The 17,502-nt window shown below is 62.5% G+C and carries 17 protein-coding genes; 9 read left to right on the forward strand and 8 right to left on the reverse strand.

The genetic code is table 11. The annotated features are described in order from the left end of the window. Nucleotides 1–115: 115 nt before the first annotated feature. Complete coding sequence (locus tag ACFE72_RS14995; protein WP_375413915.1) at nt 116–934, reverse strand: thioesterase II family protein; 819 nt, start codon at nt 932–934, stop codon at nt 116–118. Continuing rightward, nucleotides 934–4,833, reverse strand: coding sequence for an amino acid adenylation domain-containing protein (locus ACFE72_RS15000; protein ID WP_375413898.1), 3,900 nt, complete (start codon nt 4,831–4,833; stop codon nt 934–936). Before ACFE72_RS15000 ends, ACFE72_RS14995 begins: the two co-directional genes overlap by 1 nt. A gap of 176 nt (nt 4,834–5,009) precedes the next feature. Here ACFE72_RS15000 and ACFE72_RS15005 point away from each other — a divergent pair, with 176 nt between their 5' ends. From ACFE72_RS15005 to ACFE72_RS15025, 5 genes are all read left to right on the forward strand, one after another. After that, nucleotides 5,010–5,654 (forward strand): YcjF family protein, encoded by a 645-nt coding sequence (locus ACFE72_RS15005; protein ID WP_375413899.1) that lies wholly within the window; start codon nt 5,010–5,012, stop codon nt 5,652–5,654. 65 nt (nt 5,655–5,719) lie between these two features. Then, nucleotides 5,720–5,947, forward strand: a complete 228-nt coding sequence (locus ACFE72_RS15010; RefSeq protein WP_375413900.1) for a hypothetical protein — start codon at nt 5,720–5,722, stop codon at nt 5,945–5,947. Between the two features lie 65 nt (nt 5,948–6,012). Continuing rightward, nucleotides 6,013–7,314 (forward strand): prohibitin family protein, encoded by a 1,302-nt coding sequence (locus tag ACFE72_RS15015; protein ID WP_375413901.1) that lies wholly within the window; start codon nt 6,013–6,015, stop codon nt 7,312–7,314. Nucleotides 7,315–7,422: 108 nt separating this feature from the next. Then, entirely contained in the window at nt 7,423–7,677 is a 255-nt protein-coding gene (locus tag ACFE72_RS15020; RefSeq protein WP_375413902.1) for a hypothetical protein, read from the forward strand. Then, entirely contained in the window at nt 7,664–7,816 is a 153-nt protein-coding gene (locus tag ACFE72_RS15025) for a type II toxin-antitoxin system HicA family toxin (protein ID WP_375413903.1), read from the forward strand. Before ACFE72_RS15020 ends, ACFE72_RS15025 begins: the two co-directional genes overlap by 14 nt. 9 nt (nt 7,817–7,825) lie before the next feature. On the opposite strand, the gene ACFE72_RS15030 is transcribed toward ACFE72_RS15025, so the two are convergent. Both ACFE72_RS15030 and ACFE72_RS15035 read right to left on the reverse strand, forming a co-directional pair. After that, entirely contained in the window at nt 7,826–8,023 is a 198-nt protein-coding gene (locus ACFE72_RS15030; protein ID WP_375413904.1) for a hypothetical protein, read from the reverse strand. Further along, entirely contained in the window at nt 8,020–8,271 is a 252-nt protein-coding gene (locus tag ACFE72_RS15035; RefSeq protein WP_375413905.1) for a hypothetical protein, read from the reverse strand. The genes ACFE72_RS15030 and ACFE72_RS15035 overlap by 4 nt, the downstream gene beginning before the upstream one ends. 326 nt (nt 8,272–8,597) lie before the next feature. Here ACFE72_RS15035 and ACFE72_RS15040 point away from each other — a divergent pair, with 326 nt between their 5' ends. From ACFE72_RS15040 to ACFE72_RS15050, 3 genes are all read left to right on the forward strand, one after another. Continuing rightward, complete coding sequence (locus tag ACFE72_RS15040; RefSeq protein ID WP_375413906.1) at nt 8,598–8,954, forward strand: helix-turn-helix domain-containing protein; 357 nt, start codon at nt 8,598–8,600, stop codon at nt 8,952–8,954. 131 nt (nt 8,955–9,085) lie between these two features. Beyond that, nucleotides 9,086–9,352 (forward strand): hypothetical protein, encoded by a 267-nt coding sequence (locus tag ACFE72_RS15045; protein ID WP_375413907.1) that lies wholly within the window; start codon nt 9,086–9,088, stop codon nt 9,350–9,352. Nucleotides 9,353–9,424: 72 nt separating this feature from the next. Continuing rightward, on the forward strand, nt 9,425–9,679 hold the full coding sequence (locus ACFE72_RS15050; protein WP_375413908.1) for a DUF433 domain-containing protein: 255 nt from the start codon (nt 9,425–9,427) through the stop codon (nt 9,677–9,679). 83 nt (nt 9,680–9,762) lie between these two features. On the opposite strand, the gene ACFE72_RS15055 is transcribed toward ACFE72_RS15050, so the two are convergent. The 3 genes from ACFE72_RS15055 to ACFE72_RS15065 are packed head-to-tail and all read right to left on the reverse strand — an operon-like array spanning nt 9,763 to nt 15,122. After that, the gene (locus tag ACFE72_RS15055) at nt 9,763–10,224 is read right to left on the reverse strand and encodes a TIR domain-containing protein (RefSeq protein ID WP_375413909.1); all 462 of its coding nucleotides are present in this window, start codon (nt 10,222–10,224) and stop codon (nt 9,763–9,765) included. A 6-nt stretch (nt 10,225–10,230) separates the two neighbouring features. Further along, entirely contained in the window at nt 10,231–11,289 is a 1,059-nt protein-coding gene (locus ACFE72_RS15060; RefSeq protein WP_375413910.1) for an ATP-binding protein, read from the reverse strand. Then, nucleotides 11,280–15,122: an adenosylcobalamin-dependent ribonucleoside-diphosphate reductase gene (locus ACFE72_RS15065; RefSeq protein ID WP_375413911.1), complete on the reverse strand. Its 3,843-nt coding sequence runs from the start codon at nt 15,120–15,122 to the stop codon at nt 11,280–11,282. The genes ACFE72_RS15060 and ACFE72_RS15065 overlap by 10 nt, the downstream gene beginning before the upstream one ends. 588 nt (nt 15,123–15,710) lie before the next feature. On the opposite strand from ACFE72_RS15065, the gene ACFE72_RS15070 reads away from it, so the two are divergent. Further along, entirely contained in the window at nt 15,711–16,607 is an 897-nt protein-coding gene (locus ACFE72_RS15070; protein WP_375413912.1) for a DMT family transporter, read from the forward strand. Between the two features lie 476 nt (nt 16,608–17,083). On the opposite strand, the gene ACFE72_RS15075 is transcribed toward ACFE72_RS15070, so the two are convergent. Further along, nucleotides 17,084–17,502 (reverse strand): BA14K family protein (locus tag ACFE72_RS15075; protein WP_375413913.1); only part of this gene is annotated, 419 nt, incomplete at its 5' end.

Consider the following 17,502-nt stretch of genomic DNA (forward strand, 5'->3'; position numbering starts at 1 on the left):
CGCACGTTCGACAATAACACCCGCATGAAGTGCGTCACATATCGTAAAAGTTGCGCGGCAGAATGTCACCATTGAATTGGAAGTCAATCGGACCGGGCTGCAGTTCTCGCGGAGTTTACTTTAAAGAGTCGCGGCTTCGGAGCGACGACAGTATTGCGGCCTGGGCGGGCCCGTTTCGCAGGCGTTCTGCCACGATGCGCAGCAACAGTTCTTGCGAATGCGCGATGAAGAAATGATGGCCGGGCAATGTCAGCCGTTCAAAGTTCCCGACCGTCGCAATCCGCCAAGCATCGATTTCCTCAACCGTGACGCTGCGATCGGCATCGCCGCCGATCGCAGTGATCGGGCAGGACAGCACGGCTTCCGGCGCCGGCTCCGCGGTTTCCACGACGGAGAAATCAGCTCGCAGCAACGGCTCCAAAACGCCTCGCAGTTCCTGGTTCTCGATCACCTCGCGCGGCATGCCGTCGTAAGTAGCAAGCCGTTGCCAGAATTCATCGTGCGGCAGCTCGTGGAGCTCCGGCCCGCCGCGCTGGATTCCAGGTCCCCGGTGGGCGGCCGCAAAGAGATGTATGGGCTCGCCGAGGCGTTCCGCCGCCAGCCGATGTGCCAGCCGGTGCGCCAGCAGCGCGCCCATCGAATAGCCGAACAGGGCATAAGGCCGGTCAAGCAGCGGCCGCAGGCCCGTTGCCGCCCTGTCGGTGAGGACATCAAGGCGGGTGATCGGCGGTTCTGCGAAGCGCATTTCCCGCCCGGGCAACGTTACCGGTATGACGTCGACCTCCGGCGCGAGCCGTTGCATCCAGCCGCGGTAGAGAGCAGCACCCCCGCCGGCCGGCGGCAGACAGAACAGGCGCAGCCGGGCGTTCGGCGAAATGCCGCCCGCGGCGACCCACGGGTTGCGATCGATGCCGCGCGGCGAGTTCGGTTGCATCACGTCGCCATCAAGGCGCTCTCGACCCGTTGCGCCAATCCTTCAAGATTGGGCGGCTGAAACATGGAATAATGATCGCCGGCGACGCGCTGCACAACGCAACGGCCTGATGTCACCGTGCCAAAGCTTCCCATGCCTGCGGGAGCAGCATTATCCAGCGCCTCGATGCAGAACAGATCGGCAGCGACATTCCCGGTAAATACGTAATCCTGCAGCATCTGCCGGTTTTGTACGCCGAGCCGCTCGAGACGGTTGCGTTCCTCCGCAGACAGCGAGGCAAACAGTTTAGCAAAGACACCGGCCCAATAGGGCTGCCGGGCAAGCTCTTCAAAGTTCGCGAACGGCGGTTCGTCGTCGATACACGGCTTGCTCTCCGGCAAGCGAGGGGGACTGTCGATGAGAACGAGCCGAAGCGAACGTCCGGCGCGCTCCAGGCGGAGCGCGGTTTCGAGCGCGAGGTGCGCGCCCATCGACCACCCGACAAGCCGCAGCGGGCTCGTATGGCCAAGCGTCGCTGCCTTGCCGGCGAACAGGTCTGCGAGCGCAGATAGCGAATCCATGATGTTTTCTTCGCGATCGAAGCCCGGGCATTGTGCACCGTAGCAGGCAAGGTCGGCGCCGAAATAACCGATCAATTCCCTGTAGACCGTCGATGATCCCAACACCGGCGGGAGAAAAAGCGCGGCGGGCGCCCCCGTTGGCGCGGAACGGAGGGTCAGCAGACCGTCGCTGGCGCCGCGCGCGCCGGCCATGTGGCGTGCAAGCAGCCGCACCGTCGGATGCTCGAACAGTTCGCGGATGACGAGGGGCCGCTTGAGCTGCTTGCGCACCCGGGAAACCAGCAGCACCGCCTTGATGCTGTGACCACCGAGATCGAAAAAATCGTCATCGAGCCCGATCTGCTCGACGAAAAGAACGTCGGCCCAGATACGGCGCAACGCTTCTTCCAGATCGTTGCCTGTCTGCTCCATCGGTGCCGCAACCGAAGCGAGGCGAACGCCGTCGGCCCGCAGCGCAGCCCGATCCACCTTGCCGTTGGTGGTGAGCGGCAGCCGCGACAGCAGCACGAAGCGGCTCGGGACCATGGGTTCGGGGAGATTGGCCGAAAGCGCGGTTCGCAAATCCGCAGCCGAGAGGGTTGAGCCGGGTTTCGGCACGACGAAGGCGATCAGTTCCGTCTCACCCGCCGCCGATGTCTCCGCCACCACGGCACATTCGCGAATGCCGGCAATACCGGCCAGCACCCTCTCGATGCCTCCCAGCGTAACCCGGTGGCCGCGTACCTTGATCTGATCGTCGCGCCGGCCGTGGAAGGCGATCGAACCGTCGGCAAGCCACTCGCCCCAGTCGCCGGTCCGATAAGCGCGGACCCCGCCGAGGCACGCCGGGTTCACAAAGCGCTCGGCGTCACGGCCGCCGGCACCGACATAGCGGTCGGCGAGGCCGGCGCCTGCTACGATCAATTCACCAGGCGTGCCCGGCGGGACCGGCATCATGGCTTGATCGCACAGGATCACCTGGGCTCCCGCGATCGGCCGGCCGAGGCGCTGCGGCGGATCGCGGTCCGCCAACAAATCGTCGTCGATACGCCCGGCAATGCAGCCGATGGTGGCCTCGGTCGGGCCGTAATGGTTGAAGATCGTCACGCCGGGCAGGGTCTCCTTCAATCGGCGCAAATCCGCGAACCGCTGCGGTTCGCCGCCGAGCAGCACCAGGCGCAGGTCTTGCGCCGCGGACAGCTCCGCGGCTTCGGTCAGCAGCATGCTCAGAAACGAGGGCGTGGCCTTGAGCCAGCTCAACCGATGGCTGCGGAAAATTTCGATCACGTGCTGGGGATCGCGACGTTCGTCTTCGCCGATCAGGCTGAGGCAGCCGCCCAGCAGCAAGGAACCGAACAAGCCGGTGTAGCCCAGATCGTAAGCGGCAGAGGTGACAAGCGCGGTGCGGTCGGCCGCGGTGATGCCGAGGTCGCGCGCCAGCCACCCGGCATAATTGAGCAATGCCGCTTGCCCCACCTGCACGCCCTTCGGCGTGCCGGTGGTGCCGGACGTATAGATGATATAGGCGGCCGATACTTCAGGCGCCTGCTGCAGCGCGCCCCCAGGCTGCGTCGCCAGCTCCGCAACGGTCACCGTGGTCACGCCTAGTTCCGGCATTTTTCCTTGCCCGGTCGCGATCATCAGGCGCGCGCCGCAGTCCGCCAGAACGTCAATGTTGCGCGCGGCCGGCGCGGCCGCGTCCAGCGGCACAAACGGTGCGCCGAGCAGCAGGCATGCGAGCATCGCGACCACGGTGTCCTCGTTCGGCACGGCCCACACGGCGACCGGGTTGCCGGGCCGAATCGCAAAGCGGTCGTGCAAGCCGCGCGCCGCGGCCTCCGCGGCCTCCTGGAGCTCGCTGTGCGTGATGACGCGATCGCCGACGCGCAGCGCAGGGCGGGTGCCGCCCTCGGTCAACAGGCGCGCACGGGCGGCCGCCACGCTGGGCGCGAGAGGGGCCGGCGCCGCGCCGTGGCTCCATCGCTGCAGGATCTGTTCGGCCTCGTCAGCAAACAGGATCGGCACCGCGTCAACGACGCAGCCAACATCGTCCGCCACCTTTGTGGCAAGGTGACAGAACCGGGCCGCCAGAAGCGAGGCGACGGAAGGATCGATATTCTCGGCGTTGAAGCACAGTTCGAGCTGCAAGCGCGCGCCGGACTGGGCGGAGAGATAGAAATCATAGTTGGTCGTGATGAAGCTGCGGACGTCCTCGATCGTAAGGCCGGGGGCGAATTGTTGCACGTCGCCGCGGAACTGGGCGTCGAGAGGATAATTCTCGAAAACCGCAAAGTGATCGAACAGCGCCGTTCCAGTGCGGCAGCGCGCCTGGACATCGGCCAGCGCGCAGTGCGTGTTGCTCAGCCATTCGCCGGTTTGTGCGCGCAGACGTCGCAGCAAGCCGCGCATCTCGTCGCCGGGTTGGTACCGTACCCGCAACGGCAGCATGACGATGCACGGTCCGATCATCGAGTCGCTGCCGGGCAGGTCGGGCAACCTGGTGGAAACCACCGCTCCGAATACGACGTCGCGACGGCCGTTGAGTTTCGCGACCAGGACGCCCCATAGCGCCTGAACCAGGATATTCAGTGTCACGCCTTCGCGTTGCGCCAGCGCCGTGAGCCGTTCGCTCAGTTCATTTCCGAGCGCGATCGGGAGTCGATGTTGCGAGGCATCGCATCCGGGAGTTTGTACGCGATGACCGGGCAGCAGCGGCCCCGGCTCATATCCGGCGAGATAATCCGCCCAATAGGCCAGGATGTGCTCGCCGCGGCGCTTTTCCGCCAGGACGACATGCGTTCCGAACTGCGGCGCCGGCGGCAGGTCGGGTTGACGGCGGCTGGAAAAGTCCGCGTAGGCTGCCGCAAGCTCGCGCTGCAGAATGCCGATGCACCAACCATCAACGAGGATGTGATGGAAGCTCCAGACCACCAGATGCTCGGTTGCGCCAAGCGTCAGGCATGCAACCCGCATCAGCAGATCCCGCTGCAAATCGAACGGCCGAGCGCGCTCGCTCTGGATGCAGCTTTCGATCGCGGCAGCCTGTTCCGGTCCGGTCAGGGCCGAAAGGTCCTCTCCGTCCAGCCGGAACGGCCGGTGTTTCACAACGATCTGCAACGGCCGGTCGGCGCCGCCGGTGCGAAACACGGTGCGCAGGATATCGTGACGGGCGATCAGCCAGGCCCAACTGCGTTCGAACGCCGGGCAGTCGAGAGGGCCGCGCATGCGGAAGATCAGTTGCTGGAAATACGGCCGCTGCGCCGCACCGGCGTCGTGGCCGAGCATGTCGTGATAGAGCAGGCCTTCCTGGAACGGGGTGAGCGGATAGATATCCAGGATGTCGTCACGATGAGGCGGCATTTTCGAGATTTTCTTTTTTTTACGGTGTTCTCTTAAGTGTACCAGGACACTATAGACAACTGCGGGATGCCTATGCCACAATTGTCTTATTGTAGGGACGCGCCGCTGATCGCATTCGCAGCGAAGTCGTGATGCGCTAGAATTTCCGTCGAGAATGCACGACCGAGGAGAAGACCATGGCCGAGCACGCGCATGAGGATTACTCACGGCACGAACGGCACGACAGACATAATCGCGACGAACCATGGCGTCATGACCGCGATGACGACTGGTGGCCCGCCCACCGCCACGAACGCGAATCGGCCGACGAAATTGTAAAGGACTACGCGTTGTGGGCAGGCGGCTTTGGCCTCGTGCCATTTCCTCTGATCGATGTCGCTGCGATCACGGCGACGCAGGTGCGAATGGTGTCGGAGCTGAACAAGCATTACCGGCGCTGCTACCCCGAGCGCTATCACTACAGGTTCTCGCACGAGCGCATGCGCGCCATCATCGCTTCGCTGATCGGCAGCTCGATTCCGGTCGCCGCCGGGACCGGAATCAGTTCCATGCTCAAGGGAATCCCGGTGATCGGGCAGGTTCTGGGGCTGGTGACCACCCCGGTTTTTGCCTGGGCATCCACCAAGGCCGTCGGGCGCGTCTTCATCGAACATTTCGAGAGCGGCGGCACGTTGCTCGATTTCGATCCCGAGAAGATGCGGCATTATTATTACAAGCAGTTTGAGGCCGCCAAGCGCGGAGGCAGGGGTCGGGAAGACAGGGAAGAGACGGTCAACGCTCCGCCCGCCGCGACCACCCCGCCGCGTACCGGGAAGGCCTGAAACCTTCGAAAGGTTTGGCAACGGGGACGCGCTCCCCGTTGTTCGTGACGGTGAATGGGACACGGATGTTTACGGCGCTTTATCTGATCTCCGCGCTGCTTGTTGGTTTGTTAGCGATCGGGCAGCGCGGCGGGTTCGTGATCTACTTCGTCCTGGCGGTCGGGGTATCCCCGATTCTTGCCTTGCTGATTCTGATCCTGGCGTCGCCCCGGGCCCTCAATCGCAGCCGCTATGACTATTACGACGATTACCCGGACGATTTTTATCCGCCGCGCCGTCGTCGTTCGTGCTGATCAGCAGCCCGCTCTTGAGACGCCGCCGCATCGTGCAGTTCCCCGGCGCTGCGGCTTGAAGTTCGATGACGGATACTGCGCGCGCCGAACCTGAGCAACCGAAAGCGGCTTTCCACCGCTGGTGGCGGCGCTTCAAGCGCTGGTATTGGGAACGCCGCCGCACTATCCTGCTGGTGGTTCTGGTCGGGCTGTTCGCGCTGGTCATGCTCGCGCCCTACGTGCTCATCACCGTTCCGTCCGGCCATCTCGGCGTGCTCTGGCTGCGCTTTTTCGGCGGAACGGTGGTCGGGGAGGGGCTTGATGAGGGACTGCACCCGATCTTTCCCTGGGACCGCATCTACATCTACGATGCGCGCCTGAAGCAGCACAGCGAGACCTATGACGTCGTCAGCAGGGACGGGTTGTCGCTGCAGGTCGAGGTCACCTTCCGCTGGCGGCTGCTGAAATCGCATATCGGCGGGCTGCACCGCGACATCGGCCCGAATTACCTGGAGGTGCTGCTGATCCCGGAGGTCGGATCGGTCGCCCGGGAGGTGATTGCGCGCTACGATTGGCAGGCGCTCGCATCCTCCCAGAGGCTGTTGATACAGCAGGGCATGCTGAGCACCGCCACCGGATGCGAGCTTGGCGGAACGTCGCCGACGGGCGTCGCCCCTGGACCTCCGACCGACCGCGCCAGTAATCCGTTCCTGACCCGGCTTTTCACGGCGCCGGGATTGGCGGCCGCGCCAGCCTGTCCGGTCCGTCAGCCCGAACTTCAATATGTCGGCATCACCGACATCCTGATCAGAAGCGTCATCCTGCCGGCTTCATTGCGCCTTGCCATCGAGCGCAAGCTCGAACAGAGTCAGGTATCGCTGGAGTACGACTTCCGCATCCTCCGCGAGGTCAAGGAAAGCGAGCGAAAAGCCATCGAGGCGCAGGGCATCGCCGCGTTTCAGCGGACGGTGCAGTCCGGCATCTCCGAGACCTACCTGAAATGGCGCGGCATCGAGGCGACGCTCGAGCTCGCCCGCTCGCCCAATTCCAAGGTCGTGGTGATCGGCGGCAATAACGGGCTGCCGATCATTCTCAATACCGGCGACGAGGTGAGGGGCGGTCCGGCCGCGGCGCCGTCGGCGCCGAAGGCCGACCTGCCGCCGCCGGCGCTGCCGCCGAACCAGCCGGGCGAGCCGCCGCCGGGACCGAATGTCTCGCCGACGTCGCCGCCGCCTCCGTTATCCACAGCACCTCCGGATGTGCCGGCACCGGCGCCGACGCCAGCTCCGCCGCGGACGTCGCCGCTCGGCGGCGCCAACCTGATCGAGCAGCTCGGGACCACGCTGTCCAATACATTCGGCTGGAATAGCGCGCCGCCGCCGCGCTGAACCGTCATGGCCCGGGCTCGGCCCTGACGATTCATACATCCCGTCACACGCGGGCTTGATCCGCGTATGACCATGACGCGGCATGATTCTGCGCCGGCGGGGGACATCATGGATAGGTGGGACGGCTTCGGCTACGTGGTGTTCGGGACGCTGCTCGTGCTTTTCCTGCCGTTCATCGCGGCGGTGTTCGGCCGCGGCGCGCGCTGGAAGGCGCTGTCGCTCGGACTCTGCATCGCCACGCTGCTGCTGACCGGGTTCGATGCCCTGATGGTCTCATGCTGGCTCGGCGCCTGCGTATTCGCAGGGTTGGCGATCCGAGAGCGGATCAAGGCCAGGGCCGGGCGCGCGGATGCTCCGCCGTGATCGCTTCGCGACAGGCAGCCACCCCCGCTATAAGCACCGGATAAAACCCAAGGTGACGGTGCCCCATCCGAAACGAGACTTGCATCCAAAGACGGTCCGCTCGATCTACAGGCAGGCAGCACTGAAGGCGCCACGGTGAGAAGGTGCTTCACAATTCGCGCGTACGGCCGGCGCGGTGGGCAGCCAGGGCCTCCTGCGCAAGGGCATCGAGCTTGCCCGCCTTCGCGTCACGTTCGATCGCGGCGTCAAACTCTTTGGCGTCGAAGGCTTCGAACCACGCGCGAAACCGCGCCAGCTCGCGCGGCGGCAGTTGTTCGATGGCTTTTTCGATGTCCTCTGTTGTCATACCGGCACTATCCCCCATCCGCGGGAGTTTGCGAACACCGCCTCGACTTGCTGGTCGGTGGCAAAGCGACCTTCCGCCTCGGCACGCAACCCGCGTTCGATCCCGGCCAACTCCTCAGGCGTCGGCTCATAAATATCGTCGTTCAAACCGGCGTCAAGTTCGAGCGCGAAGTCGGCAAGCTGGTTCTGCGTTTCCGGCGGCCAAGCTTCGATGCGTTCAAGAACGTCGGTCAGTTTTTTGGTTTTCATGGTGTGAACGTATCCCAACCGCTATCCGTCGTCTGCCAGCAGCGAACGCGAACCGCTGATGTGGCTCGCGGCAAGAGTGTGGAGTAACTCATGTCCCGGGCGCGAAGCAGCATGCAGTGCTTCGTAGAACCCGCATCCCGCTGCAGTTAAAAAAGCCGGGCCCCGGCAGCGCCCCGCTCCGCTAGCAGCTACACGTCGCGCGGCGTCAGGGGCGCGAAGTTTTATTGAGTCTATCAGACGCACCCGCAATGATTGTAAAGGTGGCACTATTATCCGTGGGCCTATTGTGCGTGGTTTCATCGACCGCAGGCTGCTGATCTTGCTCGATGAAAGCAGGCGCTTTGGTCGCTCGAAACATCCGGCGGCTTCGGCTCGCATCTGAGCTCTCGCAAGAGATGCTGGCGGTGGATGCCGGGATCGACCGCACCTATGTCAGCCGTCTCGAACGCGGACTGGAGAATCCGACCGTCGCCGTCCTTGAAAGACTGTCCCGCGCGCTGTCGTCGAATATCGAGGAGTTGTTCAAAACGCCGCGTCCTGCGGAAGCGCCGAGCACGGCTTCGGCTCTTGCCGGTCTGCAATTGATGAAGGTTTTCCTGAAACTTGGCAGCGAAACAGACCGCAAGAAAGTTCTCGATCTGGCAAAGCAGCTTGCGCGCGCCGGTGGGGACGCAAGAACATGATGCTTCGTAAGGGCATGATGATAGCAGGCCGGAATGCGTCATTGCGAGGAGCGAAACGACCAAGCAATCCAGTCTGTGCTTGCGGTTTTGGATTACTTCGCTTCACTCGCAATGACGGTGCAACCCGGCGGATGCATCGTCTTCTTGCCTTCATGCTGATCGCGGCCTTAGCCGAACCCGCACTCGCCCAGGATCAGCCGAAGCCCCTCAAGACGGTTAGAATACGCGAGCCGTCACCCGGAGCCGCCACCCTCTACGCCATCGATGAAGACGGCACGGTGCGGATCGACTGGCACACCGCCGAAACGCTCGCAGCGTCGAAAGCGGACCGCACCGTGCTGGCGATAGCACAATTGATGCTGGCAATCAGAGACGGGACGTGGAAGCCGGCGCGGTGAGATAAGGCTGTTTCGCCAGGCTTCTGTTTCGCCTATATTTGGCAGGGTCCACGCTATGCGGAGGTTACTGACATGGGAGCGCTGCGAAAGGCACCGGCAGTTAAAGCGGAAGTTGTCAGCGATCCGACCGTGATGAGCGGCGATCCCGTTGTGAAAGGAACGCGGATTCTAGCCGAAACGATCCTCGGCTACCTCCGTGCCGACACTTCACCGCAGGCAATCTTCCAAGACTACCCAAGCTTGCCGGTTGACGGCATCGATGCAGTGGCCCGGTGGGCGGAAAAGACATATGGCGCCGATTGGAAGTCGACCATGCCAGTTTCGTAGCCCGGGTGAGCGAAACGGATCGGGACCGTTATCTCGTCAAGCAAAGGCCCCGGATGTTGCTTCGCTCATCCGGGCTACGCTGGCTACCTTCGACCATTAGAAGCTACGTCATCTAGCTTCTTGATTAGAATTTCCACCAACGAGCTTGTTGCCGCAGGTAAGTCGGATCGATCGAATCCTAGATAGCCGATTTCTTCTAAGCGGCTAAAAACCCCAGCGGCGGTTCCATTCAGCAAGACCGGAATAACTTGACCCGATTTAAAACGCTCTTCAAAAAGTTTCGATTCCACGCGCGTCCAAATCTTGCGTGGGTAATGATCGCCCAATATACAAACAACGAATTTTGCTTCCGATGAATAGATCGGCGCAAGATATTCTTCGATGTTTTCAGCGGCTATACGATCTTGTTCGTTTTTGTCATAGAAGACCGATATCTCGCGTTCCATCAATTCGTTAAAAAGCGCAGCCGCAACGTCGCGATCCTCACCCGCAAAAGATAGGGCAAAGTCATAACGAGAATCAAAACCAATTTGCTTAAATCCCAAATCACTTTAGAATGATTGCCACGGCATATTCCTCAGATAGAAAAGGAATTGAGGATCTTCGACGATGATTTTTCCTGCTCGCTTGTCGAGGTGAAGAACGGAGGACAGGGTAGGATTGGTCAAAAATAAGTCAGCTAAGAATCCCTTATCAAATACCTGCATTACGCTTAGTCGCATATCCGGATTAGTTCGAGCATATTGCTTGATATCAAGATGCCACTTGTCCGAGTTAGCGAGACCATGAAGGAGATGTAGGTAGGGTGCCCGTCCCTCAGGTCGATACCGAGATCCAAGGGCGAAACGCTTCGCATGATCACCAAACTTTTCATCTAGTCTCGACCAGATTGCTGATTTCGCGCCTTCAAAACTGACCACCAATTCCTTTTTTGTTGAGCACGCTTCTAAGACATCGGCCTTCTGACAGAGCTCGTTACAAAGCATCTGGGCCAGATAAAATCCTCCACTGGCATCCTCAATAATATTGTCATGACAATTGAATTCGACGTTTAACGCGGCTTCGCCTTTTTGAATGAGGTCGAGTATCTTTTCGTCAGGGTTATTCTCAAATTTTACGGTATCAATTCGATTTACGAGATCCGGTGCAAAGTTTATTAAAGAACGACCTGCCTCATTTATGCCAACTATGATTACTTTGGCGTTTTGTTGCTCAGCATCAGCCAGAGTTTTTACGTAGTCGGCAATAGCCGCTTTTGTGGCATCATCTAAACGATGAAAGTCGTCGATGAAAACGATGCCGAACTCTCCGATGTTAGGTAGGTCTCGTATAATTTCTGCATCGCTCGGTCGGGTAGCCTTCAGCTCGGTAACTTTTTGTTGCAGACCCAAACCCTCGATCGCCTTTTTGATTGCGGTCGTTTTACCGATGCCTGAGGGCCCTTCGACAACGAGAGCTCTGCCCGGTGTTCGGAGATTTACGATTATCCGATTGTAATCAATGGGAGGAACAAAGGTGTATGTGGGTACACCGCTCGTCTTAAAGACCTCCTGTAATTGAATCGGCGCCATTGTTTTTTCAATTTGTTGCTCAGCCAATGTCACGAACACCCCGTCGTGCTCCCACACGTATCGCACTTCATGCACGTCCCGTTCCGCACCAGCGAGAAGTGCCCGCACTCCCCGCACATCTCGCCCTCGTAGCCCTTGGCCTTCGCCTCCGCGCGCCGCTCCGCCTTGCTCGGTGCCGCCTGTGCCGCGGTGCCGGCGCGGCTCCATTGCAGCGCCTCGAGTTTCTCGGTCGGCGACAGGTCGTGCTGGACTTCCTGCTTCAGCGCAACCGCGCCTTCCAGGGCGTCGGCGGCGCGGGAGGTGGCGAGCGACATCACGGTGCCGCCTTGTGCGCCGCCATGGGAGGAGGGTGAACCGGTCTCGCGCACCACGTGAAGGCTGTCTGTGCGCGAACGCGTCAGGCCCTTCGAGACGTACTTGGTCGAATGCGACGGATCCGGCTGCTTGCCTTCCTCCACGCCCTTGCCGAGCGCGTCGAAATTGCTCTCGGTTGGATCGACATGGGCGAGGTCGAAGCGGCCCATGTAGCTCACCGCGAGTTCGCGGAACACGTAGTCCAGAATCGAGGTGGCGTATTTGATCGAATCGTTGCCCTGCACGGGGCCGGCGGGCTCGAAACGGGTGAAGGTGAAAGCGTCGACATATTCCTCCAGCGGCACGCCGTATTGCAGGCCGAGCGAAACGGCGATGGCGAAGTTGTTGATGAACGACCTGAGCGCCGCGCCTTCCTTGTGCATGTCGATGAAGATCTCGCCGATGCGGCCGTCGTCATATTCGCCGGTGCGCAAGTACACCTTGTGGCCGCCGACCACGGCTTTCTGGGTGTAGCCCTTGCGGCGGTCCGGCATCTTTTCGCGCTCGCGCATCACCACGATGCGCTCGACCAGGCGCTCCACCACCTTCTCCGAAAGCTGCGCGGTGCGCGCCGCCATCGGCTTGTCCATGAACGCCTCGATGGCGTCGTCTTCCTCGTCGTCGTCGCTGATCAGTTGCGAGTTCAAGGGCTGCGACAGTTTCGAGCCGTCGCGGTAGAGCGCGTTGGCCTTCAGCGCCAGCTTCCACGACAGCAGATAGGCGGACTTGCAGTCCTCCACCGTGGCGTCGTTGGGCATGTTGATGGTCTTTGAGATCGCCCCCGAGATGAACGGCTGCGACGCCGCCATCATGCGGATGTGGCTTTCCACCGAGAGGTAGCGCTTGCCGACCTTGCCGCAGGGATTGGCGCAGTCGAACACGCTGTAATGCTCGGGCTTCAGGTGCGGCGCGCCTTCCACCGTCATCGCGCCGCAGATGTGCACATTGGCGGCCTCGATCTCGCGCTTGGAAAAACCGACCGCGGCGAGCAGGTCGAAATTGGGCGCGGCGATCGCGTCCGGATCGAGCCTGAGCACGTCGCGCGGAAAATCCTCGCCAAAGGTCCATTTGTTGAAGGCGAACTTGATGTCGAACGCGGTGGGGAGTGCGGCTTCCACCTTCTTCAGGGCCTCGTCGGTAAAACCCTTGGCCTTGAGCGTGGAGACGTTGATCGCCGGCGCATTGGAGAGCGAGCCGTGGCCGACGGCGTAGGCCTCGATCTCGGCAATGTCGCTCTCGCGGTAGCCGAGCGCGCGCAGCGCTTCCGGCACGGCGCGGTTGATGATCTTCCAGTAGCCACCGCCGGCGAGCTTCTTGAATTTCACCAAGGCAAAATCCGGCTCGATGCCGGTGGTGTCGCAATCCATCACCAGACCGATGGTGCCGGTCGGCGCCACCACCGAAACCTGCGCATTGCGATAGCCGTGCAGTTCGCCGAGTTCGAGCGCCTTGTCCCATGCGGCCTTGGCATGTTCGACGATGTCGGCCTGCGGCACGCTGGCATAATCCAGCGGCACCGGGTTGACGGCCAGGGCCTCATAGCCGCGCGATTCGCCGTGCGCGGCGCGGCGGTGGTTGCGGATCACGCGCAGCATATGGCCGGCATTCTTCTTGTAACCGGGGAACGGGCCAAGCTCCCTGGCCATCTCGGCGGAGGTGGCGTAGCTGACGCCGGTCATGATCGCGGTCAGCGCGCCGCACAGCGCGCGGCCTTCGCTCGAATCATAGGACAGCCCCATGGTCATCAAGAGCCCGCCGATATTGGCAAAGCCAAGCCCCAGCGTGCGGAATTCGTAGGAAAGCTCCGCGATCGCCCGCGAGGGAAACTGCGCCATCATCACCGAGATCTCGAGCACGATGGTCCAGAGCCGCACGGTGTGCTCGTAGGCGTCGACGTCAAAAACCCTCGTCATTCCGGGATGCGCCTCTTGGCGCAGGCCTGGAATCCATAATCCCGAATCGTGGTTATCGATTCCGGGTTCGCGCGAAGACGCGCGCCCCGGAATGACGGTGGTGCTGTTGTAGAACGTAATCAGATTGAGCGACGCCAGATTGCAGGCGGTGTCGTCCAGGAACATGTATTCCGAACACGGATTGGAGGCGCGGATGTCGCCGGACGCCTTGCAGGTGTGCCAGTCGTTCATGGTGGTGTTGAAATGCAGGCCGGGATCGGCGCTTGCCCAGGCGGCGTGGCCGATCTTTTCCCACAGCTCGCGCGCATCCAGCGTCTTGGCCACCTTCCTGTTGGTGCGGTTGATCAGATTCCATTTCCCGCCGGTCTCCACCGCGCGCAGGAAGTCGTCCTTCAGCGAGACCGAGTTGTTGGAGTTCTGGCCGGAAACGGTGAGATAGGCTTCCGAGTCCCAGTCGGTGTCGAGGACCGGGAAATCGATCTCCTTGTAGCCTTGCCTGGCGAACTGGATCACGCGCTTGATCATGCCGTCGGTGACCAGCGCGCGGCGCGCCAGTTTTATCTCGCGGCGGAGAGCCGGGTTCTTCTCCGGGTCGAAGCAATCGTCGCCGGAGCCCTCGCAGTTCACGCAGGCTTTCAGAATCGCCTTCAGGTGCCTGTGGTTGATCTTGGAGCCGGTAACGAGCGCCGCGACCTTCTGCTCCTCCTTCACCTTCCAGTCGATATAGGTCTCGATGTCCGGATGGTCGGCGTCCACCACCACCATCTTGGCGGCGCGCCGCGTGGTGCCGCCGCTCTTGATCGCGCCCGCGGCGCGGTCGCCGATCTTGAGGAAACTCATCAGGCCCGACGAGCGTCCGCCGCCGGACAACTTCTCGCCTTCGCCGCGCAGCCGGGAAAAGTTCGAGCCGGTGCCGGAGCCATATTTGAAAAGCCGCGCCTCGCGCACCCACAGGTCCATGATGCCGCCCTCGTTGACGAGGTCGTCCTGGATGCCCTGGATGAAGCAGGCGTGCGGCTGCGGATGTTCGTAAGCCGATTTCGATTTGGTCAGCTTGTGGGTGAACGGATCGACGTAATAGTGCCCCTGGCCAGGGCCATCGACGCCGTAGGCCCAGTGCAGCCCGGTGTTGAACCATTGCGGTGAATTCGGTGCCACCATCTGCTTGGCCAGCATGTAGCGCAGCTCGTCGAAGAACGCGCGGGCGTCGGCTTCGGAGGCGTCGAAATAGCCGCCCTTCCAGCCCCAATAGGTCCAGCAGCCACTGAGGCGGTCGAACACCTGCTTTGCCGAGAGCTCGCTGACATAGCGCTCCGATTCGGGGAGATCGGCCAACGCCTCGGTGTCCGGCACCGAGCGCCACAGCCAAGACGGCACGGTCTCTTCTTCGACTTTCTTCAGGCGCGCCGCGACACCGGCTTTACGAAAGTACTTCTGCGCCAGCACGTCGGAGGCGACCTGCGACCAGAACTCCGGGACCTCGACATTCTCCAGCCGGAACACCACCGAGCCGTCGGGGTTGCGGATCTCCGATGTCGTCAGCCTGAAATCAATGCCGGCGTAAGCTGACTGGCCGTCGGTGGTGTAGCGCCGTTCGATTCGCATGGTCGTGCCCCGTTCTTATCTGACCGGACCGCATCGGACGCGGGCGGCGGGTGGTTTTCCTTGAGCGAACTCATCGTCCGCAAGCTTGGCCGGTGGACCCCGGCCCCGTGTGTTTCTCAGCGTCGTTACCGCCCAAAACCCCTCCGATTGAGGACGCGAAAATCCATCGCCGTTTGCCTGTCGCGGCGCACGGAATGGTCATTCTGAACCCTTTTGGGGGCGTCCGGCGGGACCAAGAACTAGCCGGCGCCGAACGAGCAGAAGCTAAGACAACTCGCTTGCGCCCGTCAAGCACTAGTACGGGTTCCTAAATCAAATACTAAATATGGTGGAAACTGGCAAAACCAAGGGGTCTGGCCGCACCTTGATCGCTGCCAAGTATCAGTGAGTCCTCATGGATTCGGAAGCGAAAAGAATCTTTTCGGCGCAGCGAGTTCGAGCTTCGCCCGCTGTTCACAGGACAACTATTTATTGTCGGGCAGGGGTTGCGCGGGCGAGACTCAGCGCGTTCGGGCCGATCTGACTGCCGGTGGCATCGTGCGCCGATTACCGGCATGGTGCGGCCGATTCCATCGGTCAGTTACCCCCATGACAATGCAAACCCCCCGGGCGCGAACGCTCATCACGCCCGCCGGCCTGATGTTCCTCGCCATCACCTCGCTCGGCTGGGGTTTCAACTGGCCCGTCACCAAATACCTGCTCGGCGAACTGCCGCCGTTGACCCTGCGCGGCGTCACCGGGGTGATCGGCGCCAGTCTGCTGGCCGCGCTGGCGGCGATGCGCGGACAAAGCCTGAAGGTCCCGCGCGCGCTGTGGCCGCGCCTGATGCTGGCGGCGCTCCTCAACGTGACCGGCTGGATGGTGCTGATGGGCCTGGCGCTACTGTGGCTTCCCGCCAGCGAGGCGGCGCTGATCGCCTACACCATGCCGGTCTGGGCTTCGGTCATGGCGTGGCCGGTGCTCGGCGAACGGCCGACCGTGCTGCGCGCGATCGCGCTGGCGATGGCGTTTGCGGGCCTCGCGGCGATCATGGGCGGCAACGGCATCGCCGCGAGCGAAGCCAAGCTGCCGGGGATCGTCATGGCGCTGGCGGGCTCGGTCGGATTTGCGCTCGGCACGGTGCTCGCAAAGAAGCTGCCGCTGCAGTTGCCGCCGTTCACGGCTGCGGCATGGCAGATCGGGCTCGGTTGTTTTCCGGTCGCGGTGGTCGGGTTCCTGCTTGAAACCTCGCATTGGGACGCCGTGACGCCACTCGGCTGGCTGCTCGTGATTTATTCGACCGTGGTGCAGTTCTGCGTCGCCTATGTCGCGTGGTTCGCAGCGCTGGCGCGCTTGCCAGCGTCGGTGGCCGCGATCGGCACCATGGCGGTGCCGGTGATCGGCGTGGTCGCTTCGGCCGCAGCGCTGCACGAGCCGCTTGGTCCCGGCCAGATCGCCGCGCTGGTCTTCACGCTGGCCGGCGTCGTGCTGGCAACGCGATCGTGACACATCCCGGTCACACCGGCGGGCCGGCGCGCATCTCAGCGCTCGGTCTTACACTCCTCACCGTCACATCGCTGGGCTGAGGGCTCAACTTCCCGATCATGACGGATCTGCTGACCGAGTGGCCGCCATTGCCGTCGCGTGACTTGTGCGGCGCCGCCGGCGCCGCATTGCCTGCGCTGATTGCGCGCGCGACGGGTTCAGCAACTGACCGTGCCGCGGAGGGTGCGGGCCGGGTGCTGCTGCTCAGCCTTGGCGGCTGGATGCATGTATGTATGGGACTGGCGCTAATGGTCACACCGATCGGCGTGCTGTCGTCGGTCGCGATGCTGCACGAGCCGTCGGGGCGAGGAAATCGCAGCGCTGCTGGTGGCGCTTGCCGGCATCGCGCTGGCGACGCGGTCATAGCGTCGCAGGGAAACGAAAAGGACGGCGCATCGTGTGCGCCGTCCCGAACCTTCTGTTATCCGCGCATCCGTTTACGGGCAGGGGTGCCGCAAACCGTCATTGCCGAGATAGGTGCCGGATTCCGGATCATAGGAACGGAAGCGCTGCACGCAATAGGAGACGTCGTCCCCGCCCGGAGCAGGAGCAACGGCTACAGCACCATCATCGACATATTGGTCATCGTAATAGGCCGGGCCGCCGTAATAGCCGCCGTAGCCATACGGATACTGGGAAGCGAGCGCGCCGCCGATCACGGCACCAGCTACGGCTCCCGGGATGAACCCGCCGCCGCCCCGGTATCCGCCGCGATACCCGCCGCCGCGATAGGCGTATCCGCCACCGCCACCACCGCGAGAGATCGCGCCACCGCGGAAGCCTCCGCCACCCATGGCTGCACCGCCGCCGCGAAAGCCTCCGCCTGCAGCAACGCGGCCACCGCCACCGCCGCCGC

This window comes from uncultured Bradyrhizobium sp., from assembly GCF_964252615.1.
GTDB lineage: Bacteria > Pseudomonadota > Alphaproteobacteria > Rhizobiales > Xanthobacteraceae > Bradyrhizobium.